At 70.7% G+C, this 18,397-nt stretch carries 19 protein-coding genes; 13 read left to right on the forward strand and 6 right to left on the reverse strand.

Translation table 11 applies throughout. The annotated features are described in order from the left end of the window. The 5 genes from VFJ21_11115 (at position 1) to VFJ21_11135 (ending at position 4,321) form a co-directional block, all read left to right on the forward strand. Positions 1 to 681, forward strand: coding sequence for a response regulator transcription factor (locus VFJ21_11115; protein HET7407670.1), 681 nt, complete (start codon positions 1 to 3; stop codon positions 679 to 681). Continuing rightward, on the forward strand, positions 678 to 2,063 hold the full coding sequence (locus tag VFJ21_11120; protein HET7407671.1) for a HAMP domain-containing sensor histidine kinase: 1,386 nt from the start codon (positions 678 to 680) through the stop codon (positions 2,061 to 2,063). Before VFJ21_11115 ends, VFJ21_11120 begins: the two co-directional genes overlap by 4 nt. Beyond that, complete coding sequence (locus VFJ21_11125) at positions 2,060 to 2,638, forward strand: GerMN domain-containing protein (protein ID HET7407672.1); 579 nt, start codon at positions 2,060 to 2,062, stop codon at positions 2,636 to 2,638. Before VFJ21_11120 ends, VFJ21_11125 begins: the two co-directional genes overlap by 4 nt. A 96-nt stretch (positions 2,639 to 2,734) precedes the next feature. Next, positions 2,735 to 2,944, forward strand: a complete 210-nt coding sequence (locus VFJ21_11130) for a hypothetical protein (GenBank protein HET7407673.1) — start codon at positions 2,735 to 2,737, stop codon at positions 2,942 to 2,944. A gap of 93 nt (positions 2,945 to 3,037) precedes the next feature. After that, positions 3,038 to 4,321 (forward strand): cytochrome P450, encoded by a 1,284-nt coding sequence (locus VFJ21_11135; GenBank protein HET7407674.1) that lies wholly within the window; start codon positions 3,038 to 3,040, stop codon positions 4,319 to 4,321. Positions 4,322 to 4,354: 33 nt separating this feature from the next. Here VFJ21_11135 and VFJ21_11140 read toward each other — a convergent pair whose 3' ends face one another. The 4 genes from VFJ21_11140 to VFJ21_11155 form a co-directional block, all read right to left on the reverse strand. Further along, on the reverse strand, positions 4,355 to 4,516 hold the full coding sequence (locus VFJ21_11140) for a hypothetical protein (GenBank protein ID HET7407675.1): 162 nt from the start codon (positions 4,514 to 4,516) through the stop codon (positions 4,355 to 4,357). 177 nt (positions 4,517 to 4,693) lie between these two features. Further along, positions 4,694 to 5,143, reverse strand: a complete 450-nt coding sequence (locus tag VFJ21_11145; protein ID HET7407676.1) for a cupin domain-containing protein — start codon at positions 5,141 to 5,143, stop codon at positions 4,694 to 4,696. A 39-nt stretch (positions 5,144 to 5,182) separates the two neighbouring features. Beyond that, positions 5,183 to 5,671 carry a luciferase family protein gene (locus tag VFJ21_11150; protein HET7407677.1) on the reverse strand — a complete coding sequence of 163 codons (489 nt, stop codon included), beginning with the start codon at positions 5,669 to 5,671 and terminating at the stop codon, positions 5,183 to 5,185. Between the two features lies 1 nt (position 5,672). Beyond that, positions 5,673 to 6,122 (reverse strand): VOC family protein, encoded by a 450-nt coding sequence (locus VFJ21_11155; GenBank protein ID HET7407678.1) that lies wholly within the window; start codon positions 6,120 to 6,122, stop codon positions 5,673 to 5,675. Positions 6,123 to 6,183: 61 nt separating this feature from the next. Here VFJ21_11155 and VFJ21_11160 point away from each other — a divergent pair, with 61 nt between their 5' ends. The 8 genes from VFJ21_11160 to VFJ21_11195 all read left to right on the forward strand — a co-directional run bounded on the left by VFJ21_11160 (position 6,184) and on the right by VFJ21_11195 (position 16,438). Further along, positions 6,184 to 6,861: a TetR/AcrR family transcriptional regulator gene (locus tag VFJ21_11160; GenBank protein ID HET7407679.1), complete on the forward strand. Its 678-nt coding sequence runs from the start codon at positions 6,184 to 6,186 to the stop codon at positions 6,859 to 6,861. A gap of 47 nt (positions 6,862 to 6,908) precedes the next feature. Continuing rightward, a complete protein-coding gene (locus VFJ21_11165) occupies positions 6,909 to 8,888 on the forward strand; it encodes a thioredoxin domain-containing protein (protein ID HET7407680.1) in 1,980 nt (659 codons plus the stop codon). An 80-nt stretch (positions 8,889 to 8,968) separates the two neighbouring features. After that, on the forward strand, positions 8,969 to 10,789 hold the full coding sequence (locus VFJ21_11170) for a phosphoenolpyruvate carboxykinase (GTP) (GenBank protein HET7407681.1): 1,821 nt from the start codon (positions 8,969 to 8,971) through the stop codon (positions 10,787 to 10,789). 68 nt (positions 10,790 to 10,857) lie between these two features. After that, a complete protein-coding gene (locus VFJ21_11175; protein ID HET7407682.1) occupies positions 10,858 to 12,402 on the forward strand; it encodes a phosphoenolpyruvate carboxykinase in 1,545 nt (514 codons plus the stop codon). A 74-nt stretch (positions 12,403 to 12,476) separates the two neighbouring features. Further along, positions 12,477 to 13,244, forward strand: a complete 768-nt coding sequence (locus VFJ21_11180; protein HET7407683.1) for an isoprenyl transferase — start codon at positions 12,477 to 12,479, stop codon at positions 13,242 to 13,244. 249 nt (positions 13,245 to 13,493) lie between these two features. Continuing rightward, the gene (locus tag VFJ21_11185) at positions 13,494 to 14,765 is read left to right on the forward strand and encodes a PhoH family protein (protein HET7407684.1); all 1,272 of its coding nucleotides are present in this window, start codon (positions 13,494 to 13,496) and stop codon (positions 14,763 to 14,765) included. Between the two features lie 28 nt (positions 14,766 to 14,793). Then, positions 14,794 to 15,576 carry a rhomboid family intramembrane serine protease gene (locus VFJ21_11190; GenBank protein HET7407685.1) on the forward strand — a complete coding sequence of 261 codons (783 nt, stop codon included), beginning with the start codon at positions 14,794 to 14,796 and terminating at the stop codon, positions 15,574 to 15,576. Positions 15,577 to 15,871: 295 nt separating this feature from the next. Beyond that, the gene (locus tag VFJ21_11195; GenBank protein HET7407686.1) at positions 15,872 to 16,438 is read left to right on the forward strand and encodes a hypothetical protein; all 567 of its coding nucleotides are present in this window, start codon (positions 15,872 to 15,874) and stop codon (positions 16,436 to 16,438) included. Here the strand turns inward: VFJ21_11195 and VFJ21_11200 are convergent. Further along, the gene (locus VFJ21_11200) at positions 16,432 to 16,968 is read right to left on the reverse strand and encodes a DUF892 family protein (protein HET7407687.1); all 537 of its coding nucleotides are present in this window, start codon (positions 16,966 to 16,968) and stop codon (positions 16,432 to 16,434) included. The two genes, VFJ21_11195 and VFJ21_11200, sit on opposite strands and share 7 nt — an antisense overlap. Next, complete coding sequence (locus VFJ21_11205) at positions 16,965 to 18,380, reverse strand: class II fumarate hydratase (GenBank protein HET7407688.1); 1,416 nt, start codon at positions 18,378 to 18,380, stop codon at positions 16,965 to 16,967. Before VFJ21_11205 ends, VFJ21_11200 begins: the two co-directional genes overlap by 4 nt. Between the last annotated feature and the right edge of the window lie 17 nt (positions 18,381 to 18,397).

The following is an 18,397-nucleotide window of genomic DNA, read 5'->3' on the forward strand; positions in this document are numbered from 1 at the left end:
ATGCCTGGATCCGTGCTGGTCGTCGACGACGACGACGGCATTCGGACCTCCCTGCGCCTGGCGCTCGAGGACCACGGCTACAAGGTGCTCGAGGCGCCCGACGGGGAGACCGCTCTCGACCGGATGCGGACCGAGCCGCCGGACGTCGTCGTGCTCGATCTGATGCTGCCCGGCATGGACGGCTTCGAGTGCTGCCGGCAGATGCGGCGCAGCAGCGACGTACCGGTCCTGATCATCAGCGCGCGAGGCGACAGCCACGACGTCGTCGCCGGGCTCGAGGCCGGCGCCGACGACTACATCCGCAAGCCCTTCGACATCCCCGAGCTCGCCGCACGCCTGCGAGCGCTGCGCCGGCGGCTGCGATCGGTCAGCGACAAGCCCGACGAGCTCGTGGCCGGCGACATCGTCGTGCACCCCGACCGCGGAGAGGTCACGGTCGCCGGGCGCCCGGTGCACCTGACCAAGACGGAGTTCCACCTGCTCTACGAGCTGGCCTCGTCGCCGGGCCGGGTGTTCAGCCGCGACATGCTGCTGCAGCGAGTGTGGGACTACGGCTACTTCGGTGACGCCCGCATCGTCGACGTCCACATCCGGCGGCTGAGAGCGAAGATCGAGCAGGACAGCAGCAAGCCGCAGCGGCTGATCACCGTGCGGGGCTTCGGGTACAAGCTCGAGCCGTGATCGCCGGCAGGGCCCGACCGCGGCTCGGCCTGACGTTGCGGATCACGTTGGCGTTCACCCTCGGTGCCCTGCTGGTCTCGTCGGCCGTTGCCCTCAGCGCCTACCTGTTCACCCTGCGGTTCCAGGTGCAGCAGCAGGAGCGCATCACGCTGCGGCAGACCTACCTCAACGCCGCGCAGGCCCGGGCCCGGCTGATCCAGCCCGACCCCGACGTCCCGGGCGTGCTCGACACCCTGACGACGGGCTCCGCGGCGACCACGGTCATCTACCGCGGCGGCCGCTGGTACGCGTCGTCGCTGACCATCTCGCGCGACGCGCTGCCGCTGCAGATGCGCCAGCAGGTCATCGCCGGGTCGGTGGTGCGATCGTGGTCCCGGATCGACCGGGCGCCGAAGATCATCGTGGGCGTGCCCCTGCCCGCGGCGAACGCGGCGTACTTCCAGGTCTTCGACGAGTCGTCGCTGCAGCAGACCTTGAGCCTGCTGCGCACGATCCTCGTCGCCGCGGCGTCGGCGACCACGGCCGCGGGCGCCGCGCTCGGCTGGTGGCTGAGCCGGCGGCTGACCGCGCCGCTGCGGGCCGTCGACGACGCGGCGCGGCGCATCGCCGCGGGCAACCTGCAGGCCGAGCTGCCCGCCGAGAGCGACCGTGACGTCGCCAACCTCGTCGACAGCTTCAACACGATGGTCCGGACGCTGCGGGCCCGGATCGAGCGGGACACCCGCTTCGCCGCGGACGTGAGCCACGAGCTGCGCTCCCCGCTGACCACGCTCGCGACGTCTCTCGGCGTGCTGCAGGCCCGCCGCGACGAGATGCCGGACCGGGCCCGCGACGCGCTGGACCTGCTCACGACCGAGCTGGCGCGCTTCGAGCGCCTCGTCGAGGACCTGCTGGAGATCTCCCGGGCCGACACGCAGGCGCGCCTGGTCGACCCCGAGCCCGTCAACGTCGGGCAGCTGGTGGAGAACCTCCTGCAGACCTCGGAGTACGCCGGGATCCCGTCGCGCGTCGAGGGCGACTGCGACCAGGCCGTGGTCCTGGGGGACAAGCGCCGGCTGCACCAGGCGCTGCGCAACCTGCTCGACAACGCCGCGACCTACGCGGGCGGGGCCACCGCCGTCATAGTGACGACGGGTCGGGAGGCCGTGACCATCCACGTCGACGACGCCGGGCCGGGCGTGCCGCAGGCGGAGCGGGAGCGCATCTTCGACCGGTTCTCCCGCGGCCGGCAGGGATCTCGCAGGGCGTCGCAGCGCGGCACCGGTCTCGGGCTGGCCCTGGTCACCGAGCACGTCCGTGCTCACGGCGGCAGCGTCCACGTCGAGGACGCGCCCTCGGGCGGGGCGCGGTTCACGGTGCAGCTGCCGAGGAGGCGCCGATGAGGAGCCGGCTTCGGGCCGCGGTCGCCGCGGCGGTGATCGCCCTGGGCTGCGCCGCGTGCGGGCTGCCCGCCACGGGTCAGACGCAGACGATCGACCCGTCGGGCGTGCCGTTCGGGCTGCTGTCGCCATCGCCCGCGGAGCTGGCCAGCCCGAAGGCCCAGGGCCAGCCGACCGCCGTCTACTTCGTGCGCGACGACCGGCTGGTGACGTCGTTGCGACGTGTCGACGGCGACAACGCACCGGCCGAGATAGTCCGGATGCTGCTGGACGGGCCGACCCGTGAAGAGGCCGCGCGCAACATCACCAGCGACATCCCGGAAGGCACCCGGCTGATCTCGCTCGACGTCGTCGGAAGCATTGCGACCGTCGACCTGAGCGAACAGTTCGGCACGGCGGGCGGCAGCGACCAGGTGCTCGCGGTCGCGCAGATCGTCTACACGCTCACGTCGACGGGCGCGGTGCGCGCGGTGCAGTTCGCGATCGGCGGCAAGGTGATCGAGGTGCCCGACGGCAGCGGGTCGCTCGCCAGCACGCCGCGGTCCCGCGCGGACTACGCGCAGGTCGCGCCGAAGTAGCCGGCATCGTCACGGAAAGTTCAAGTCGTCGTCAGATTCTCTTCATCTTGGTGGGCGACCGTGGGACACGCACCGCTCACGGACGGAGGACGACGCGTGCTGACGCCCACGACGCACCGAACCTCGTCGTACGAGGCTCGGATGCTGGCCGCTGCCGACCGCTTGTTCGCCGAGTTCGACGAGCTCCCCGTCGCCACGGTCTTCCGCGCGATCCGCACCGCGCGCAGCGAGCTGCGCGAGCACGGTGACGTCGCGCTGCCCGAGGAGGTCGAGCTGCGCGCCCGCGAGCGGCTGGCGCACTTGTGAACGCACCTTCCTAGCCGCCCCTGCGGCTCTTGGATACCTTCGCGACCAATCGTGGCGCCCGGCCGGCGCCGGCCCGGTCGAGGAGGCCCTGAGGTGACGGTGGACGACCGGTTCAGCCAGTCGCTCGAAGAGATCAACGCCATCCAGGCGGAGGAGATGCTCCGCGGCACGTTCAACGCGGTCGTCACCGGAGCCGTGTCGGACTGGGCGACCGACTTCGACCACCTCGAGGAGGAGTGGGCGTCGGATCCCTACCCGATCCTCGACGACCTGCGCCAACGCTGCCCGATCGCCCACACCGAACGGTTCGGCGGCGCCTGGCTGCCGACGACCTACGCCGACGTCTCCGCGATCGCCTACGACACCGAGCGGTTCTCCTCGCGGGCGATCATCATCGGCAACTTCCGGCCGCCGGTCGACATCGCGCCGATCGGCGGGTCGCCGCCCATCTCGTCCGACCCGCCGTTCCACCACGACGCGCGCAAGCTGCTGCTGCCGGCGTTCACCAAGACCAACGTCGCCAAGCTCGAGGCGTCGACCCGGGCCTTCTGCCACGAGCTCATCGACCGGCTCGCCGGGCAGGACGTCGTCGACGCCGCGCACGACTACGCCCAGCACATCCCGATGCGGGTCATCGCCGACATGCTCGGTTTTCCGCCGGAGGACGGCCCGATGTTCCGCGAGTTCGTCGAGAACGCGCTGGAGGGCATCAACCTGCCGCTCGAGGAGCAGATCGAGCGGGGGCAGAAGCTCGGCGAGTACATCCTCGCGCAGATTCACGACCACCTCGCCAACCCGCGCGACGACCTCACCACCTACCTGCTCAACGCCGAGCTCTACGGCCAGAAGCTCGACCCCTTCCACGTCGCAGGCACGATGGTCCTGCTGCTCATCGCCGGCATCGACACGACCTGGAGCGCGATCGGGGCGTCGTTGTGGCACCTGGCGAAGACGCCCGCCGACCGGCAGCGCCTGGTGGCCGAGCCGGGCCTGCTGCCGACGGCGATGGAGGAGTTCCTGCGGGCCTACGGTCCGGTGACGATGGCGCGGCTGGTCAAGGAGGACATGACCTGGGGCGGCGTCGAGATGAAGGCCGACGACTGGATCCTGCTGTCGTTCCCGTCGGCCAACCGTGACCCGGCGCAGTTCGACCGGGCCGACGAAGTCGTGATCGACCGAGAGGTCAACAAGCACGCGGCGTTCGGCCTCGGCATCCACCGCTGCGTCGGCTCGCACCTCGCCCGCATGGAGCTGCGGATCGCGCTGGAGGTCTGGCTCGAGCGCTTCCCGGAGTTCGCGCTGGCCGACCCGCAGGGCATCCGGTGGGCCGCCGGCCAGGTGCGCGGACCGCGCACGCTTCCCCTCCGCATCGGGTAGGACCGCGCTCCTACCGGCGGGCTGGGAGACCTGTCAGCTGAGGGCGGCGAGGGGACTCTCGTCGTACGTCGCGAGCAACACGCTCGCGCTGTACAGGAAGTCGTGCGGGAACAGCGCGTTGACGAGCCGGAAGAACGCAGCGTCGCGCGCCTCGTCCCAGCTGTCCGGCAGAGCTTCGAAGCGGTTGCCGTCCATCGCCACTCCTCGTGTCGCGCGGTAACGGCGACAGTAGGAAGGCGGCACAACCGGCACCATCCGCTGTGCAGCTTGTCCGAGTTGTCCGCTCGGCGGGTCGGATGGCCCGAACGTACTAGTTGTTCCCGGCGCCGGGACCGGGCGGTGCAGCCTCGCGCGCGCCGGTCGTGCCGTCGGTCAGCGCGTGACCTCGGTGGCGTACTTGGCCATCGTGCGCCCGATGTCGGGCGGGTTCAGCTGTCCGTTGCCGTCGGTGGGGAGCTTGCCGAGGTCGCGGAAGTAGTCCACGTAGAGGTCGGGCGTGAGCGTGCAGATGAACGTCGCCGGCTCGTCGAACGGGTTGGAGAACGTGTGCGGCGTGCCAGACGGGACCGTGACGCACCCGCCCGCCGCAACGTCGACGCTGTCGTCTCCCGAGCCGAACCGGAGCGTGCCCCGGGTCACGATGAAGACCTCGTCGTGCTCGCGGTGGATGTGCTGCGGAGGACCGGCCGGCCCCGGCGGCACGACCGCTTCGATGAGGCCGAGCCGGTGACCGGTGTGTGAGCCGTCCTCGATGATGCGGCACCGGATGGGCCCGCCACCCGACTGCTCGCCATCGTCCGGCCGTACGACGTGGATGGCCATGGAGATCTCCTGAAGAGGATGCGGAGCGAGGGTCGGCGGTCAGCCGTTGCGCCCGCTGGGCGACGAGGCGAACTCGTAGGACGCACGCACGAGCTGCAGGACCATGTCCCTCTCCACCTCGTCGCGCGGCGCGTAGATCATGACGACGGTCGCCGGCGCCTGCCCGGTGTGCACGAGGAAGTGTGGTTCGGCCCATCCGGCCCGTTCCGCCGCGGCGGCCAGGTGCAACGGCAGGGTGGCGTGCAGGCTGTGGTCACCCTGCGCGTGCACGTGGCAGAACTCCTGCCCGACCATGAATGCCTCGCGCGGTCCCACGGCGGCACCGGTCTCCAACGTGAGTGCGCGGGCGCCTTCGACCGAGATCTTGGAGGGCTGCTCCTGGACCCACGGCCAGGTCCGGGCCTCGGCCAGGATCTCGTCCACGTAGCTGCTGTCCGCGGGTTGCTGGTCTAGTTGGCTCTGCGGGAAGTCGGTGGTGATCTGCGGCCGGCTGCCCGCCCGGACGGGCAGCGTGGAGGTCTCGGTCATGTCAGCCCCCGAACCAGAACAGCTCGATCGGGATGCCGTCAGGGTCGTGGAAGCAGAGCAGGGCGTGTGCCGGCGGCTCGTCGGTTTCGGAAATCGCGCCGTGCTCGACGTCGAGTGCGTCCAGGTGGGCGCTCCACGCGTCGAGATCGGACCGGTCGGGCACCTGCAGCGCCAGATGATCGAGCCCGGTGCGTAGCGGGCTGAACATCTCCCGGTCCGCGGCGGGGTGGTGCTCCAACCCGAGGAACAACCCGGTCCCCGGACGGGTCATCACGACGGCGTAACCGTCACCGATCGCGTGCGGCTCGACGAAGGCGCGGACGAGCCCCAGGACCCGGGTGTACCAGGCCTCGCTCGCGTCGATGTCGCGGACGGTGAGGCCGAGGTGCTGCAAGCCGGTAACCGTCGGGACCACCGGACTGGATCGTGCCTGTTCCATCGCGATGCTCATGATCCCTCCTCGCTGTGCGGGGCTGCGGCCGATCGTGAGATAGAGTGTCCAGGGTTGAGAGATGACATCTCAGGATGAGACGGGCCGTATCATTATCCTGTCGGCGGACCCTGTCAAGGAGTGGATGGTGGACGGATCCGGTGAGCAGGAAGCGCGTCCTGGTCCGAAGGAGCGCACCCGGCGGTTGTTGCGGCAGGCCGCCGAGGAGCTGCTCCGCACCGGCGGACCTCTCACCGTGCCGGCCGTCGCCGAGGTCGCCGGCGTATCCCGGGCGACCGCCTACCGTTACTTCCCGAACAACGAGTCGGTCGTGCTGCACGCAACTATGGCGATAGCCGTGGACCCCGTGGCCGACACCGCTGCGCCCGCGGCCGGCTCGCCGGAAGAGCTCGATGCCCGAGCCGCCGAGCTGGTGCGAGCGACCGCGGCCTGGGCCTTCGACCACGAGACCGAGTTGCGCACCGCGCTCTGGCTCTCTCTCAACCCGGACCCGGACAAGCGGCAGGCGAGACGGGCCATGACCAACCGGGACCGCTGGATCAAGTCGCTCCTGCGCGGCCTGCCCGACGATGTGCCGGCCCCCGCTCGGGCCCGCCTTGCGGCCGCTCTCACCCCGCTCTTCGGGTCCGACGCCATCGTGTGGACCACCGACATCGCCGGTCTGGCGCGCGACCAGGCCGTCGACCTCCTGGTGTGGATGGCGCGGGCCCTCATCGCCGCAACGGTTCACGACTGGTAGCCATAGTGGGGGCACGCGTTCGGTCACCTGACAGGAGATCACCGGGCATGACGAACCGGCTCGCCGACTCGACCAGTCCCTATCTCCTGCAGCACAAGGACAACCCGGTCTACTGGTGGCAGTGGGGCGAGGAGGCGTTCGCGTCCGCCCGCCGGCGCGACGTGCCGATCCTGCTGTCGGTCGGCTACGCCGCCTGCCACTGGTGCCACGTGATGGCGCACGAGTCGTTCGAGGACCCGGAGACGGCGCACCTCATGAACGAGCTGTTCGTCAACATCAAGGTCGACCGCGAAGAGCGTCCCGACGTCGACGCGGTCTACATGGAGGCCGTGACCGCGATGACCGGCCACGGCGGCTGGCCGATGACGGCCTTCCTCACTCCCGAGGGCGAGCCGTTCTACTGCGGCACGTACTTCCCACCCGACGACCGGCACGGCATGCCGGCCTTCCGGCGAGTGCTGATCGCGGTCGCCGAGGCCTGGCGGGAGCGGCGGGACGACCTCAAGGCCCAGGGCGCGCAGGTCGTGCAGGCGTTGTCACAGCAGCGCGCCGCCCCCTCCGGTCAGCAGCTGACCGCCGAGGTGCTCGACGCGGCGGCGCGCTCGCTCTCCTCGGCGTACGACGGCGCGCACGGCGGCTTCGGCGGCGCGCCGAAGTTCCCGCCCTCGATGGTGCTGGAGTTCCTGCTCCGCCACCACGCCCGCACCGGCGACCCCGACTCGCTCGCGATGGTCGCGGGCACCTGCGAGCGAATGGCCCGCGGCGGCATCTACGACCAGCTCGCGGGCGGCTTCGCCCGCTACTCGGTCGACGGGCAGTGGGTGGTGCCGCACTTCGAGAAGATGCTCTACGACAACGCGTTGCTGGCCCGCGTCTACACCCACCTGTGGCGCGCGACCGGGTCGGCGCTCGCGCAACGGATCGCGGTCGAGACCTGCGAGTGGATGCTCGCCGACCTCCGCACTCCCGAGGGGGGCTTCGCTTCCGCGCTCGACGCCGACAGCGAGGGCGAGGAGGGCAGGTACTACGTCTGGACGCCCGAGGAGATCGGTGCCTACGCCGCCGGGCTGTTCGGCGTCACCGAGCAGGGCACGTTCGAGCACGGCCGCTCGGTGCTGCAGCTCCTGCGGGACGCGGACGACGCGCGACGCTGGCAGGACGAACGCCGTCGCCTGCTCGACCTACGACGTCGGCGGGTGCCACCGGCCCGTGACGACAAGGTCGTCACCGCCTGGAACGGCCTGGCGATCGCGGCGCTCGCCGAGACCGGCGTCCTCCTCGATCGGGTCGACCTCGTCACCGCCGCCGTCGCGTGCGCCGATCTGATCGTCAACCTGCACCTCGTCGAGGGTCGGCTGCGCCGCACGTCGAGGGCCGGCAGGGTCGGCGAACCGGCCGGTGTCCTCGAGGACTACGGCGACCTGGCCGAGGGGCTGCTGACCCTGCACCAGGTGACCGGCGAGCGCCGCTGGCTCGACGTCGCGGGCCGGCTGCTCGACGTCGTGCTCGACCGGTTCGCCGACGGCCAGGGCGGCTTCTTCGACACCGCCGATGATGCGGAGCAGCTGGTCCGCCGGCCGCAGGACCCGACCGACAACGCCACCCCGGCCGGCATGTCCGCGGCCGCGGGGGCGCTCGTGACCTATGCCGCGCTCACCGGATCGAGCCGGCACCGCGAGGCCGCCGAGCGCGCCCTCGGCACCGTCGCGCCGCTCGCCGCGCAGCACGCCCGGTTCGTCGGCTGGTCGGCTGCGGTCGGCGAGGCGCTGCTGGCCGGGCCGCTCGAGGTGGCTGTCGTCGGTGACACCGACGGCCGGCGCGACGTCGAGCGGGCGGCGCGCCTGTCCACCTCGCCCGGTGCGGTCGTGGTCGTCGGTGAGGTGGGCAGCCCGGCGAGCCCGCTGCTCGCCGACCGGCCGCTGGTCGACGGCCGGCCGGCGGTCTACGTGTGCCAGGGCTTCGTGTGCGACCGACCCCTCACCGGCGTCGACGAGATTCGGCGCCGGCTCGGCGTCGCAGTGGGTTGACACCCAAACCGAGGTATTTAGCCGCGCGCGTAGAATTCATGATCAAAGAACCCCGGTAACGCGCGCGAGGAGCGGATTCGATGACGGCATCGGCGACCATCCCCGGACTCGACGAAGCCCCGACCACGCACCAGCGCCTCGTCTCCTGGGTCCGGGAGATCGCCGAGCTGACCCAGCCCGACCGGGTCGAGTGGTGCGACGGTTCGCAGGAGGAGTGGGACCGTCTCACCGCGCTGCTCGTCGAGCAGGGCACCCTGATCAAGCTCGACGAGAAGAAGCGCCCCAACAGCTTCTACGCCGCCTCCGACCCCAGCGACGTCGCCCGCGTGGAGAGCCGCACGTTCATCTGCTCCGAGAAGGAGATCGACGCCGGGCCGACCAACAACTGGACCGCCCCGGCCGAGATGAAGGAGACCCTGCACGGTCTCTTCGCCGGCTGCATGCGCGGCCGCACGATGTACGTCGTCCCGTTCTGCATGGGCCCGCTCGGCTCGAAGATCTCCGCTCTCGGCGTCGAGATCACCGACTCGGCCTACGTCGCGGTGTCGATGCGCGTGATGACCCGCATGGGCAAGGCGGCGCTCGACCAGCTCGGCGACGACGGGTTCTTCGTGCCGGCCGTGCACTCGGTCGGCAAGCCGCTCGCGCCCGGCGAGGCCGACGTGGCGTGGCCGTGCAGCGACACGAAATACATCACGCACTTCCCCGAGACTCGCGAGATCTGGTCCTACGGCTCCGGCTACGGCGGCAACGCGCTTCTCGGCAAGAAGTGCTACGCGCTGCGCATCGCCTCGGTGATGGCCCGTGACGAGGGTTGGCTCGCCGAGCACATGCTCGTGCTCAAGCTCACCTCACCGGCCGGGGTGGTCCGCTACATCGCCGCGGCTTTCCCGTCCGCCTGCGGCAAGACCAACCTCGCGATGCTGCAGCCGACGATCCCGGGCTGGAAGGCCGAGACGGTCGGTGACGACATCGCCTGGATGCGGTTCGGCGCCGACGGCCGGCTCTACGCGATCAACCCCGAGGCCGGCTTCTTCGGCGTCGCCCCCGGCACCAGCGCCGAGACCAACAAGAACGCCCTCGACACGCTCTGGGGCAACTGCGTCTTCACCAACGTCGCGCGCACCGACGACGGCGACGTCTGGTGGGAGGGGTTGTCCGAGCCGCCCGCGCACCTCATCGACTGGAAGGGTCGCGACTGGGCCCCCGGCTCCGCCGAACCCGCGGCTCACCCCAACTCCCGCTTCACCGCACCGGCCGGCCAGTGCCCGACGATCGCGCCCGAGTGGGAGGACCCCTCCGGCGTACCGATCTCGGCGATCCTCTTCGGTGGGCGACGGGCGACCAACGTGCCGCTCGTGACCGAGGCGTTCGACTGGGAGCACGGCGTCTTCCTCGCCTCCAACGTGTCGTCGGAGGGCACCGCCGCCGCCGAGAACAAGGTGGGCGCGCTGCGCCGCGACCCGTTCGCGATGCTGCCGTTCTGCGGCTATAACATGGGCGACTACTTCGGCCACTGGCTGAAGATCGGGCAGAGCACCGACGCCGACAAGCTGCCGCGCATGTACTACGTCAACTGGTTCCGCAAGGACGCCGACGGCAAGTTCGTGTGGCCCGGCTTCGGTGACAACGCCCGCGTCCTGAAGTGGATCGTCGACCGGCTCGAGGGCGCCGCCGCCGCAACCGACACCCCGATCGGCCGGGTGCCGGCCAAGGACTCGCTCGACCTGTCGGGGCTGGACCTCACCGACGAGCAGCTCGAGCTGCTGCTCTCCGTCGACGCCGAGGCGTGGAGCGAAGAGGCCAAGAGCATCCCCGAGCACTACGAGCGCTTCGGCGACCGGCTGCCCAAGGCTCTGTGGCAGCAGTACGACGCACTCGTGCAGCGCCTCGGCGCCTGATCTCGGCCGACCCTCCGGGGGGTCGCCCCGATCGTTTCCGTCTGCAGGCAGCCGGGCATCGAGCCCGCATGGGTTATGCGCTGAACGCGAAGTCGGTCGAGTGGAATCCGTCGCCGGAGCGGCTGCGTGAGCTCGCCGCCCGGATGCCGAACGCCTACCGGACGGAGTTCGGCAGCATCGACGTGCTGACCCGCGTGCACGCGCGCAGCAAGGGCTCCACCTACATCGTCACCGACGACCCCGCGTCGGTCACCGACCAGACCGTGGAGCGCGCCGAGCTCGACCGCATCGCGCAGCTGCAGGACGACTACATCCGCGCGCAGGACATGCTCGTGATCGACGGCTACATCGGCGACGACCCGGCGTTCCGCACCCGGGCCCGGCTCGTCATCGAGGCGGCCAACGCCAACATCGCCGGCATGCAGCAGCAGCTCTACTTTCCCGGCGAGTGGGCGCACGGCGAGCAGCCCGACAGCGAGCCGGTCACCACGGTCGTCTACACGCCGAACCTGCCGGTCGCGGGCTACCCCGACGAGCGCGCCATCCTGGTCGACCTCGAGAGCAACGTCACGCGAGTCCTCAACTCCGACTACTTCGGGGAGTCGAAGAAGGGCGGCCTGCGGATGTGGAACAACATCGTCTACGAGCGCGGCGGGCTCGCCCTGCACGCCGGCTGCAAGGTGGTGCCGGTCGACGGCGACCTCAAGACCGTCGTCATCGTCGGGCTGTCCGGCACCGGCAAGACCACGACGACGTTCCGCGAGGTGCTCGGCTCCAAGCCCGTGCAGGACGACTTCGTCGCGCTGATGCCCGGCGGCGTGGTGCACGGGTCGGAGGCCGGTTGCTTCGCGAAGACGTTCGGCCTGTCCGCCGACACGGAGCCGGAGATCTACCACGCGACCGTGCAGCCGGACGCCTACCTCGAGAACGTCCACGTCGACGGCGAGACCGGCAAGGTCGACTTCGACGACCCGGAGCCCACGCCCAACGGGCGCACCACCTGGCCGTTCACCTATGTCGACCCGCTGCCGCCGCGGGAGGCCCCGCCCGCGTCGTACCTGCTGATCCTCAACCGCAACCAGAACATCGTGCCGGGAGTCGCGCGGCTCGACCGCGTGCAGGCGGCGGCCTACTTCATGCTCGGCGAGACGACCGGTACGTCGGCGGGCGGCGCCGCCGAGGCCGGCAAGAGCCTGCGGGTGCCCGGGACCAACCCGTTCTTCCCGCGCGCCCACGCGGACATGGGCAACCGCATGCTCGAGCTGCTCGACAGCACCGACCTGCAGGTCTTCCTGCTCAACACCGGTTGGGTCGGCGGCGGGAAGGACGACGAGGGCTCGAAGAAGATGACGATCGCCGACTCGGCCGCGATCGTCGAGGGCATCGTCACCGGCACGATCGCGTGGGAGGCCGACGCCGACTTCGGCTACGACGTCGCGGTCTCCTGCCCCGGCATCAGCGACCACGAGAAGCTGCAGCCGCGCCGGCTCTACGAGCGCACGAACCGCCTCGGCGACTACGAGCAGTGGGTCGAGCGGTTCAAGCGGGAGCGCAAGGACTACCTCGCCAGCTACCCCGGCCTGCACGAGGAGATCGTCAAGTCTGTGCTCTGACCGCAGTAACCTCCGAACGTGAGCACTCCTGAGGATGTCGCCTGCCGCCGCTCGCGACGCCGGGAGGGCCGCCGATGAAGGACCTGCGCGATCTCATCTACGCCGCCTACGAACGGCGGCTGCTCGCCTCGCTCGCCGACGCCCCCCGCCCCCGCCATGTCGGCGTCATCCTCGACGGCAACCGCCGCTGGGCGCGGGCCGTCGGGCTCGACGCGGCGACCGGCCACCGCCGTGGCGCCGACAAGATCGTCGAGCTGCTCGGCTGGTGCGCCGAGGCCGACGTCGAGGTCGTCACCCTCTGGCTGCTGTCGACCGACAACCTGTCGCGCCCGGCGGAAGAGCTCGACCCGCTGCTGCGGATCATCGAGGACACCGTGCGCGATCTCGCTGCTCCGCACCGCCCGTGGCGGGTGCACCCGGTCGGTGCGCTCGACCTCCTGCCCGACGCGACCGCGCAGGTCCTCAAGTCCGCGGCAGACGACACCGTCGACCGACCCGGCCTGCTGGTCAACGTGGCGGTCGGCTACGGCGGCCGCCAGGAGATCGCCGACGCGGTCCGCTCGCTGCTCGCCGACCGCGCGGCGCACGGCGACTCCCTCGACGAGGTGGCGGCGACGCTCGACGTCGAGCAGATCACCGCGCACCTCTACACCCGCGGCCAGCCCGATCCCGACCTGCTGATCCGCACCTCGGGCGAGCAGCGGCTCTCGGGGTTCCTGCTCTGGCAGAGCGCGCACAGCGAGTTCTACTTCTGCGAGGCGTTCTGGCCCGACTTTCGGCGGGTCGACTTCCTGCGAGCCCTTCGCGCCTACGCCCAGCGCGAGCGCCGCTTCGGCGCCTAGCGACGCCCGGAGCGGCGGCCGGCGGCGTTGTCCTCGGCCCTCCGGCGTACGCCGTCCGCGTGTCGCCACCTGTGGATCACGGCCCGGCCGTACCGTCGCCGATGGCGGACCGGCACCCGCCGGCGCGTCCGGTGACCTCGGGGGAGGACCGACTCTGTGACGACTGCCCGTGCCAGCACCCGCGTCTCGACCCGCCCGGCGGCACCCGCCGCCACCACCCGGCGGCGCAAGCCCCCGCGTCGCACCTACGTGCTGGACACGAGCGTCTTGCTCGCCGATCCCGGTGCGCTCGACCGGTTCGCCGAGCACGAGGTCGTGCTGCCGATCGTGGTGATCAGCGAGCTCGAGGCCAAGCGCCAGCACCCGGACCTCGGCTACTTCGCCAGGGCGGCGTTGCGGCGGCTCGACGAGATGCGCGTCGAGCACGGGCGGCTCGACGAGATGCTGCCCGTCGGCAACGAGGGCGGCACGTGCCGCGTCGAGCTCAACCACACCGACGCCGAGGTGCTGCCGCCCGGATTCCGGGTGGCCGACAACGACAGCCGCATCCTCGCGGTCGCGCTCAACCTGGCCGCCGAGGGTCTCGACGTGGTGCTGGTCTCCAAGGACCTGCCGCTGCGGGTCAAGGCCGCCAGCGTCGGGCTGCCGGCGCAGGAGTACCTCGCCGAGCAGGTCGACTCGGGCTGGACCGGCATGGCAGAGCTCGAGGTCGCTGCCGCGGAGATCGACGCGCTCTACGCCGAGGACGTGCGCGACATCGAGTGCGCCCGGGAGCTGCCCTGCCACACCGGCGTCGTGCTGCTCTCCGAGCGGGGCAGCGCACTCGGGCGGGTCACCGCCGACAAGCGGGTGCGGCTGGTGCGGGCCGACCGCGACGCGTTCGGGCTGCACGGCCGCAGCGCCCAGCAACGGATCGCGCTCGACCTGCTGCTCGATCCGGAGGTCGGCATCGTGAGCCTCGGCGGGCGGGCCGGCACCGGCAAGTCGGCGCTGGCGCTGTGCGCGGGACTCGAGGCGGTGATGGAACGCCGCCAGCACAAGAAGGTCGTCGTCTTCCGCCCGCTCTATGCGGTCGGCGGCCAGGAGCTCGGCTACCTGCCCGGCAGCGAGCAAGAGAAGATGTCGCCCTGGGGGCAGGCGGTCTTCGACACCCTTGGCGCGCTGGTCTCCGACGCGGTCATCGACGAGGTCGTCGACCGCGGCATGCTCGAGGTGCTGCCGCTCACCCACATCCGCGGACGTTCCCTGCACGACGCGTTCGTGATCGTCGACGAGGCGCAGTCGCTGGAGCGCGGCGTGCTGCTCACCGTGCTCTCGCGGATCGGCGCGGGTTCCCGGGTCGTGCTCACCCACGACGTCGCCCAGCGGGACAACCTGCGGGTCGGCCGTCACGACGGCGTCGCCGCGGTGATCGAGTCGCTCAAGGGCCACCCGCTGTTCGCCCACGTCACGCTCACCCGCTCGGAGCGATCCCCGATCGCCGCCCTGGTCACCGAGCTGTTGGAGGGCCCGGCGTTCTAGCGGCCGGTCGGCGGGGAGACTGGCGCGCATGGTCATCCCGGTCCACGACGCCAACCCCACCCGGCGCACGCCGTGGGTGACCTACGCGCTGATCATCGTCAACTTCGTCGTCTTCTTCGCCCTCGAGCCGATCAACCACTTCCCGACCGTCAGTAGCACGCAGACGGTCGGGCAGTTCTGCGAGCAGCAGCGGTTCTTCGACGACTACGCCGCGGTGCCCAAGGAGCTGATCGACAACCAGAACCTGCCGCCGCACCGGGTCGTCGTGAGCACCAACCAGGGCCCGGTCGCCTGCCCGGTGGTGAAGGAGTCGGTGCCGCCGGTTCTCACGGTGCTGACGGCGATGTTCCTGCACGGCGGGCTGCTGCACATCCTCGGCAACATGCTGTTCCTGTGGGTCTTCGGCAACAACATCGAGGACCGGCTCGGGCCGCTGCGCTACCTGGTCTTCTACCTGGTCGCGGGCTACGTGGCTACCTATGCCTTCGCCTTCGCCAACGCCGGGTCGACCGAGTCGCTGATCGGGGCCTCGGGGGCGATCGCGGGCGTGCTCGGCTCCTACCTGGTGCTCTATCCGCGGGCGCGGGTCACGACCCTGGTGCCGTTCCTGTTCTTCATCCCGTTCCGGTTGCCCGCCTGGGTCGTGCTGGGGTTCTGGTTCGTGCTGCAGTACGCCTACGCCTCGGGCTCAGCGGTGGCCTCCGGGGCCGGTGTCGCCTACCTTGCCCACGTCGCCGGCTTCGTCTTCGGCGTTCTGGTGACGCTGCTGCTCGTCGACCGGCATCGGCCCGCGCCCTTGCGACAGGTGTGACTCCTGCGCCCGCTGAGGCGCCGGTCGTGGACATTGTGAGTCTTGTCACGTGTTCTGGCGCCCTCGCCGGGGCGTGCGTGCAGGAGTTTGCACTTAACTGTCTAAGTCCGTCTTGAACGCCTGCCTACAGGCGGCCCGTGGCAGCCGGGCTCCTAGGTCTGCCTCGCAGCGCCCAGAGCGTTGCGTCCGTGCTGCAGCAAGTCAGCGCGACCCCACACGAAGGGAAAGTCTTGTGCGCCGGATCTCGATCCGGGGGGCCACGCTTGCAGTCGCCGTCGCGACGGTGACGTCGGGGATGGGAGCAGTTGGCATCGCCGCGGCGGCGAACGATTCGCCGCACGTGCACGACGACGCCGCCGCAACGTCGACCTACGACGTGCGCGGCGAGATCCACCAACTGCAGCTCGACCAGGCACATGCCCGCCACACGGCCGACCTCCGCGCGGCCCAGCTACGCACCGCGGCCGCCGCACGCAAGGCGGAGCTCGCCCGCGCGGAGGCGGCCCGCCAGGCCGCGGCCGAGCGGGCCAGCCGCGAGGCCCACCGCCGCGCGCTCTACAGCGGCGACCCGCGCACGATCGCCCGGGCGATGCTGGCCGACTACGGCTGGGGCGACGCCCAGTGGTCGTGCCTCGACGCGCTGTGGACGCGCGAGAGCTCGTGGCAGGTGCACAACACCAACCCCGGCTCCGGCGCCTACGGCATCCCGCAGGCGCTGCCCGGCTACAAGATGGCCTGGGCGGGCAGCGACTGGCGCGACAACCCGCGCACCCAGATCTTCTGGGGGCTGCACTACATCGCGCAGCGCTACGGCACGCCGTGCGCCGCCTGGTCGCACTCGCAGAGCTACGACTTCTACTGAGCGTTCTTCTCGAGAAGGCTGCGCAGGTCGTCCGCGTGCTCTTCCTCGTTCTCGAGGATCGACTCCAGCAACCTGCGCGTGGTCGGGTCCTTGTCACCGAGCCACTGGATGATCTCGGCGTACGACGCGATCGCCACGCGCTCCGCGACGAGATCCTCCTTGATCATCGTGAGCAGGTCGCCCGAGGTCTTGTACTCCGAGTGCGACCGGGCGGTGAGCGTGTCGGGGTTGTGGTCGGGCTCGCCGCCGAGCTGCGCGATGCGCGTCGCGATGCGGTCGGCGTGCATCTGCTCCTCGCCCGCGTGCTCGAGGAACTCCTGGGCGACCGGCTCGGCGTTGAGGCCGTCGGCGGCGTAGTAGTGGTTCTTGTAGCGCAGCACGCAGACGAGCTCCGTGGCCAGGGCCTCGTTGAGGACCTTGATCACGCGGTCGACGTCGGCGGCGTAGGCCGAGGTGATCGGCCCCTTCTCGATCTCTTCGCGGGCGCGGGCCCGCAGCGTCTGCACGTCGGTCAGGAAGTCGTTGCTCATGAGCGGCCCCTACCCCGGTGCGGGCGCGCCATAGCCAGGACGTCGAGGGCTTCGTCGAGCTGGGCCTCGGTCAGCTTGCCTTCTGCCACGAAGCCCATGTCGATGACCGTCTCGCGGATCGTCTTGCCGGAGGCCAGCGACTGCTTGGCGACCTTGGCGGCGTTCTCGTAGCCGATGTAGCGGTTGAGCGGCGTGACGATCGACGGTGACGACTCGGCGTAGGACCGGCACCGCTCGACGTCGGCGGAGATCCCGTCGACGCACCGGTCGGCCAGCAGCCGGGAGATGTTGGTGAGCAGGCGGATCGACTCGAGCAGGTTGCGGGCGATCACCGGCAGCATCACGTTGAGCTCGAGGTTGCCGGCCGCGCCGCCGAACGCGACGGCCGCGTCGTTGCCGATGACCTGCGCGACCACCTGACAGACGGCTTCGGGGATGACCGGGTTGACCTTGCCCGGCATGATCGACGAACCGGGCTGCAGGTCGGGCAAGTGGATCTCGCCGAGGCCGGCCCGGGGACCGGACGACATCCAGCGCAGGTCGTTCGCGATCTTGTAGAGCGAGACCGCCAGGACCCGCAGCTGACCCGACGCCTCGACCAGGGCGTCGCGCGCACCCTGCGCCTCGAAGTGGTCGCGCGCCTCGCTGAGCGGCAGCCGCATGTCGCCCGCCAGCATCGAGATCACCGCGCGCGCGAACCCGTCAGGAGTGTTGATGCCCGTGCCCACCGCCGTACCGCCGAGCGGCAGCTCGCCGATGCGCGGCAGCGACGCCTGCAGCCGCTCGACCCCGTGGCGTACGGCGGCGGCGTAGCCACCGAACTCCTGCCCGAGCGTCACCGGCGTCGCGTCCATCAGGTGGGTGCGCCCCGACTTCACGACGTTGACGAACTCGATCGACTTGCGCTCCAGTGCCGCGGCCAGGTGATCACAAGCCGGGATCAGCTCGCGCACGATCGATCGGGTCGCCGCGATGTGGATCGCCGAGGGGAACGTGTCGTTGGACGACTGCGAGGCGTTGACGTGGTCGTTCGGGTGCACGTCGCGACCGAGCCGGGCGGTGGCGAGCGTGGCGATGACCTCGTTCATGTTCATGTTCGACGAGGTGCCGGACCCGGTCTGGTAGACGTCGACCGGGAACTGGTCGTCCCACTGCCCCGAGGCCACCTCTGCGGCCGCGTCATGGATCGCGGCGGCGATGTCGGTCGCCACGATGCCGAGGTCGCCGTTGACGGTCGCCGCGGCCCCCTTGATCGAGGCCAGTGCGCCGATCAGGGAGCGCTCGATCGTCAGGCCGGAGACGGGGAAGTTCTCCACCGCGCGCTGGGTCTGTGCCCGCCACTTGGCGTCGGCCGGGACGCGGACCTCACCCATGGAGTCGTGCTCGATTCGGAAGCCGCTCTGCTCGCTCATGTGCTGAGCATGCCCCT

This window comes from Mycobacteriales bacterium (assembly GCA_035690485.1).
In the GTDB taxonomy this organism is placed as follows: Bacteria; Actinomycetota; Actinomycetes; order JAFAQI01; family DASSKL01; genus DASSKL01.

What these genes read in the sequence shown, in the direction of transcription:
- VFJ21_11150 (HET7407677.1), bottom strand. Translation starts at nt 5,671, where the DNA reads ATGACCGAGACCTCCACGCTGCCCGTCCGGGCGGGCAGCCGGCCGCAG.
- VFJ21_11175 (HET7407682.1), top strand. Translation starts at nt 10,858, where the DNA reads ATGGGTTATGCGCTGAACGCGAAGTCGGTCGAGTGGAATCCGTCGCCG.
- VFJ21_11145 (HET7407676.1), bottom strand. Translation starts at nt 5,143, where the DNA reads ATGGCCATCCACGTCGTACGGCCGGACGATGGCGAGCAGTCGGGTGGC.
- VFJ21_11195 (HET7407686.1), top strand. Translation starts at nt 15,872, where the DNA reads ATGGGAGCAGTTGGCATCGCCGCGGCGGCGAACGATTCGCCGCACGTG.
- VFJ21_11140 (HET7407675.1), bottom strand. Translation starts at nt 4,516, where the DNA reads ATGGACGGCAACCGCTTCGAAGCTCTGCCGGACAGCTGGGACGAGGCG.
- VFJ21_11155 (HET7407678.1), bottom strand. Translation starts at nt 6,122, where the DNA reads ATGAGCATCGCGATGGAACAGGCACGATCCAGTCCGGTGGTCCCGACG.
- VFJ21_11115 (HET7407670.1), top strand. Translation starts at nt 1, where the DNA reads ATGCCTGGATCCGTGCTGGTCGTCGACGACGACGACGGCATTCGGACC.
- VFJ21_11190 (HET7407685.1), top strand. Translation starts at nt 14,794, where the DNA reads ATGGTCATCCCGGTCCACGACGCCAACCCCACCCGGCGCACGCCGTGG.
- VFJ21_11200 (HET7407687.1), bottom strand. Translation starts at nt 16,968, where the DNA reads ATGAGCAACGACTTCCTGACCGACGTGCAGACGCTGCGGGCCCGCGCC.
- VFJ21_11205 (HET7407688.1), bottom strand. Translation starts at nt 18,380, where the DNA reads ATGAGCGAGCAGAGCGGCTTCCGAATCGAGCACGACTCCATGGGTGAG.
- VFJ21_11160 (HET7407679.1), top strand. Translation starts at nt 6,184, where the DNA reads ATGACATCTCAGGATGAGACGGGCCGTATCATTATCCTGTCGGCGGAC.
- VFJ21_11180 (HET7407683.1), top strand. Translation starts at nt 12,477, where the DNA reads ATGAAGGACCTGCGCGATCTCATCTACGCCGCCTACGAACGGCGGCTG.
- VFJ21_11165 (HET7407680.1), top strand. Translation starts at nt 6,909, where the DNA reads ATGACGAACCGGCTCGCCGACTCGACCAGTCCCTATCTCCTGCAGCAC.
- VFJ21_11125 (HET7407672.1), top strand. Translation starts at nt 2,060, where the DNA reads ATGAGGAGCCGGCTTCGGGCCGCGGTCGCCGCGGCGGTGATCGCCCTG.
- VFJ21_11170 (HET7407681.1), top strand. Translation starts at nt 8,969, where the DNA reads ATGACGGCATCGGCGACCATCCCCGGACTCGACGAAGCCCCGACCACG.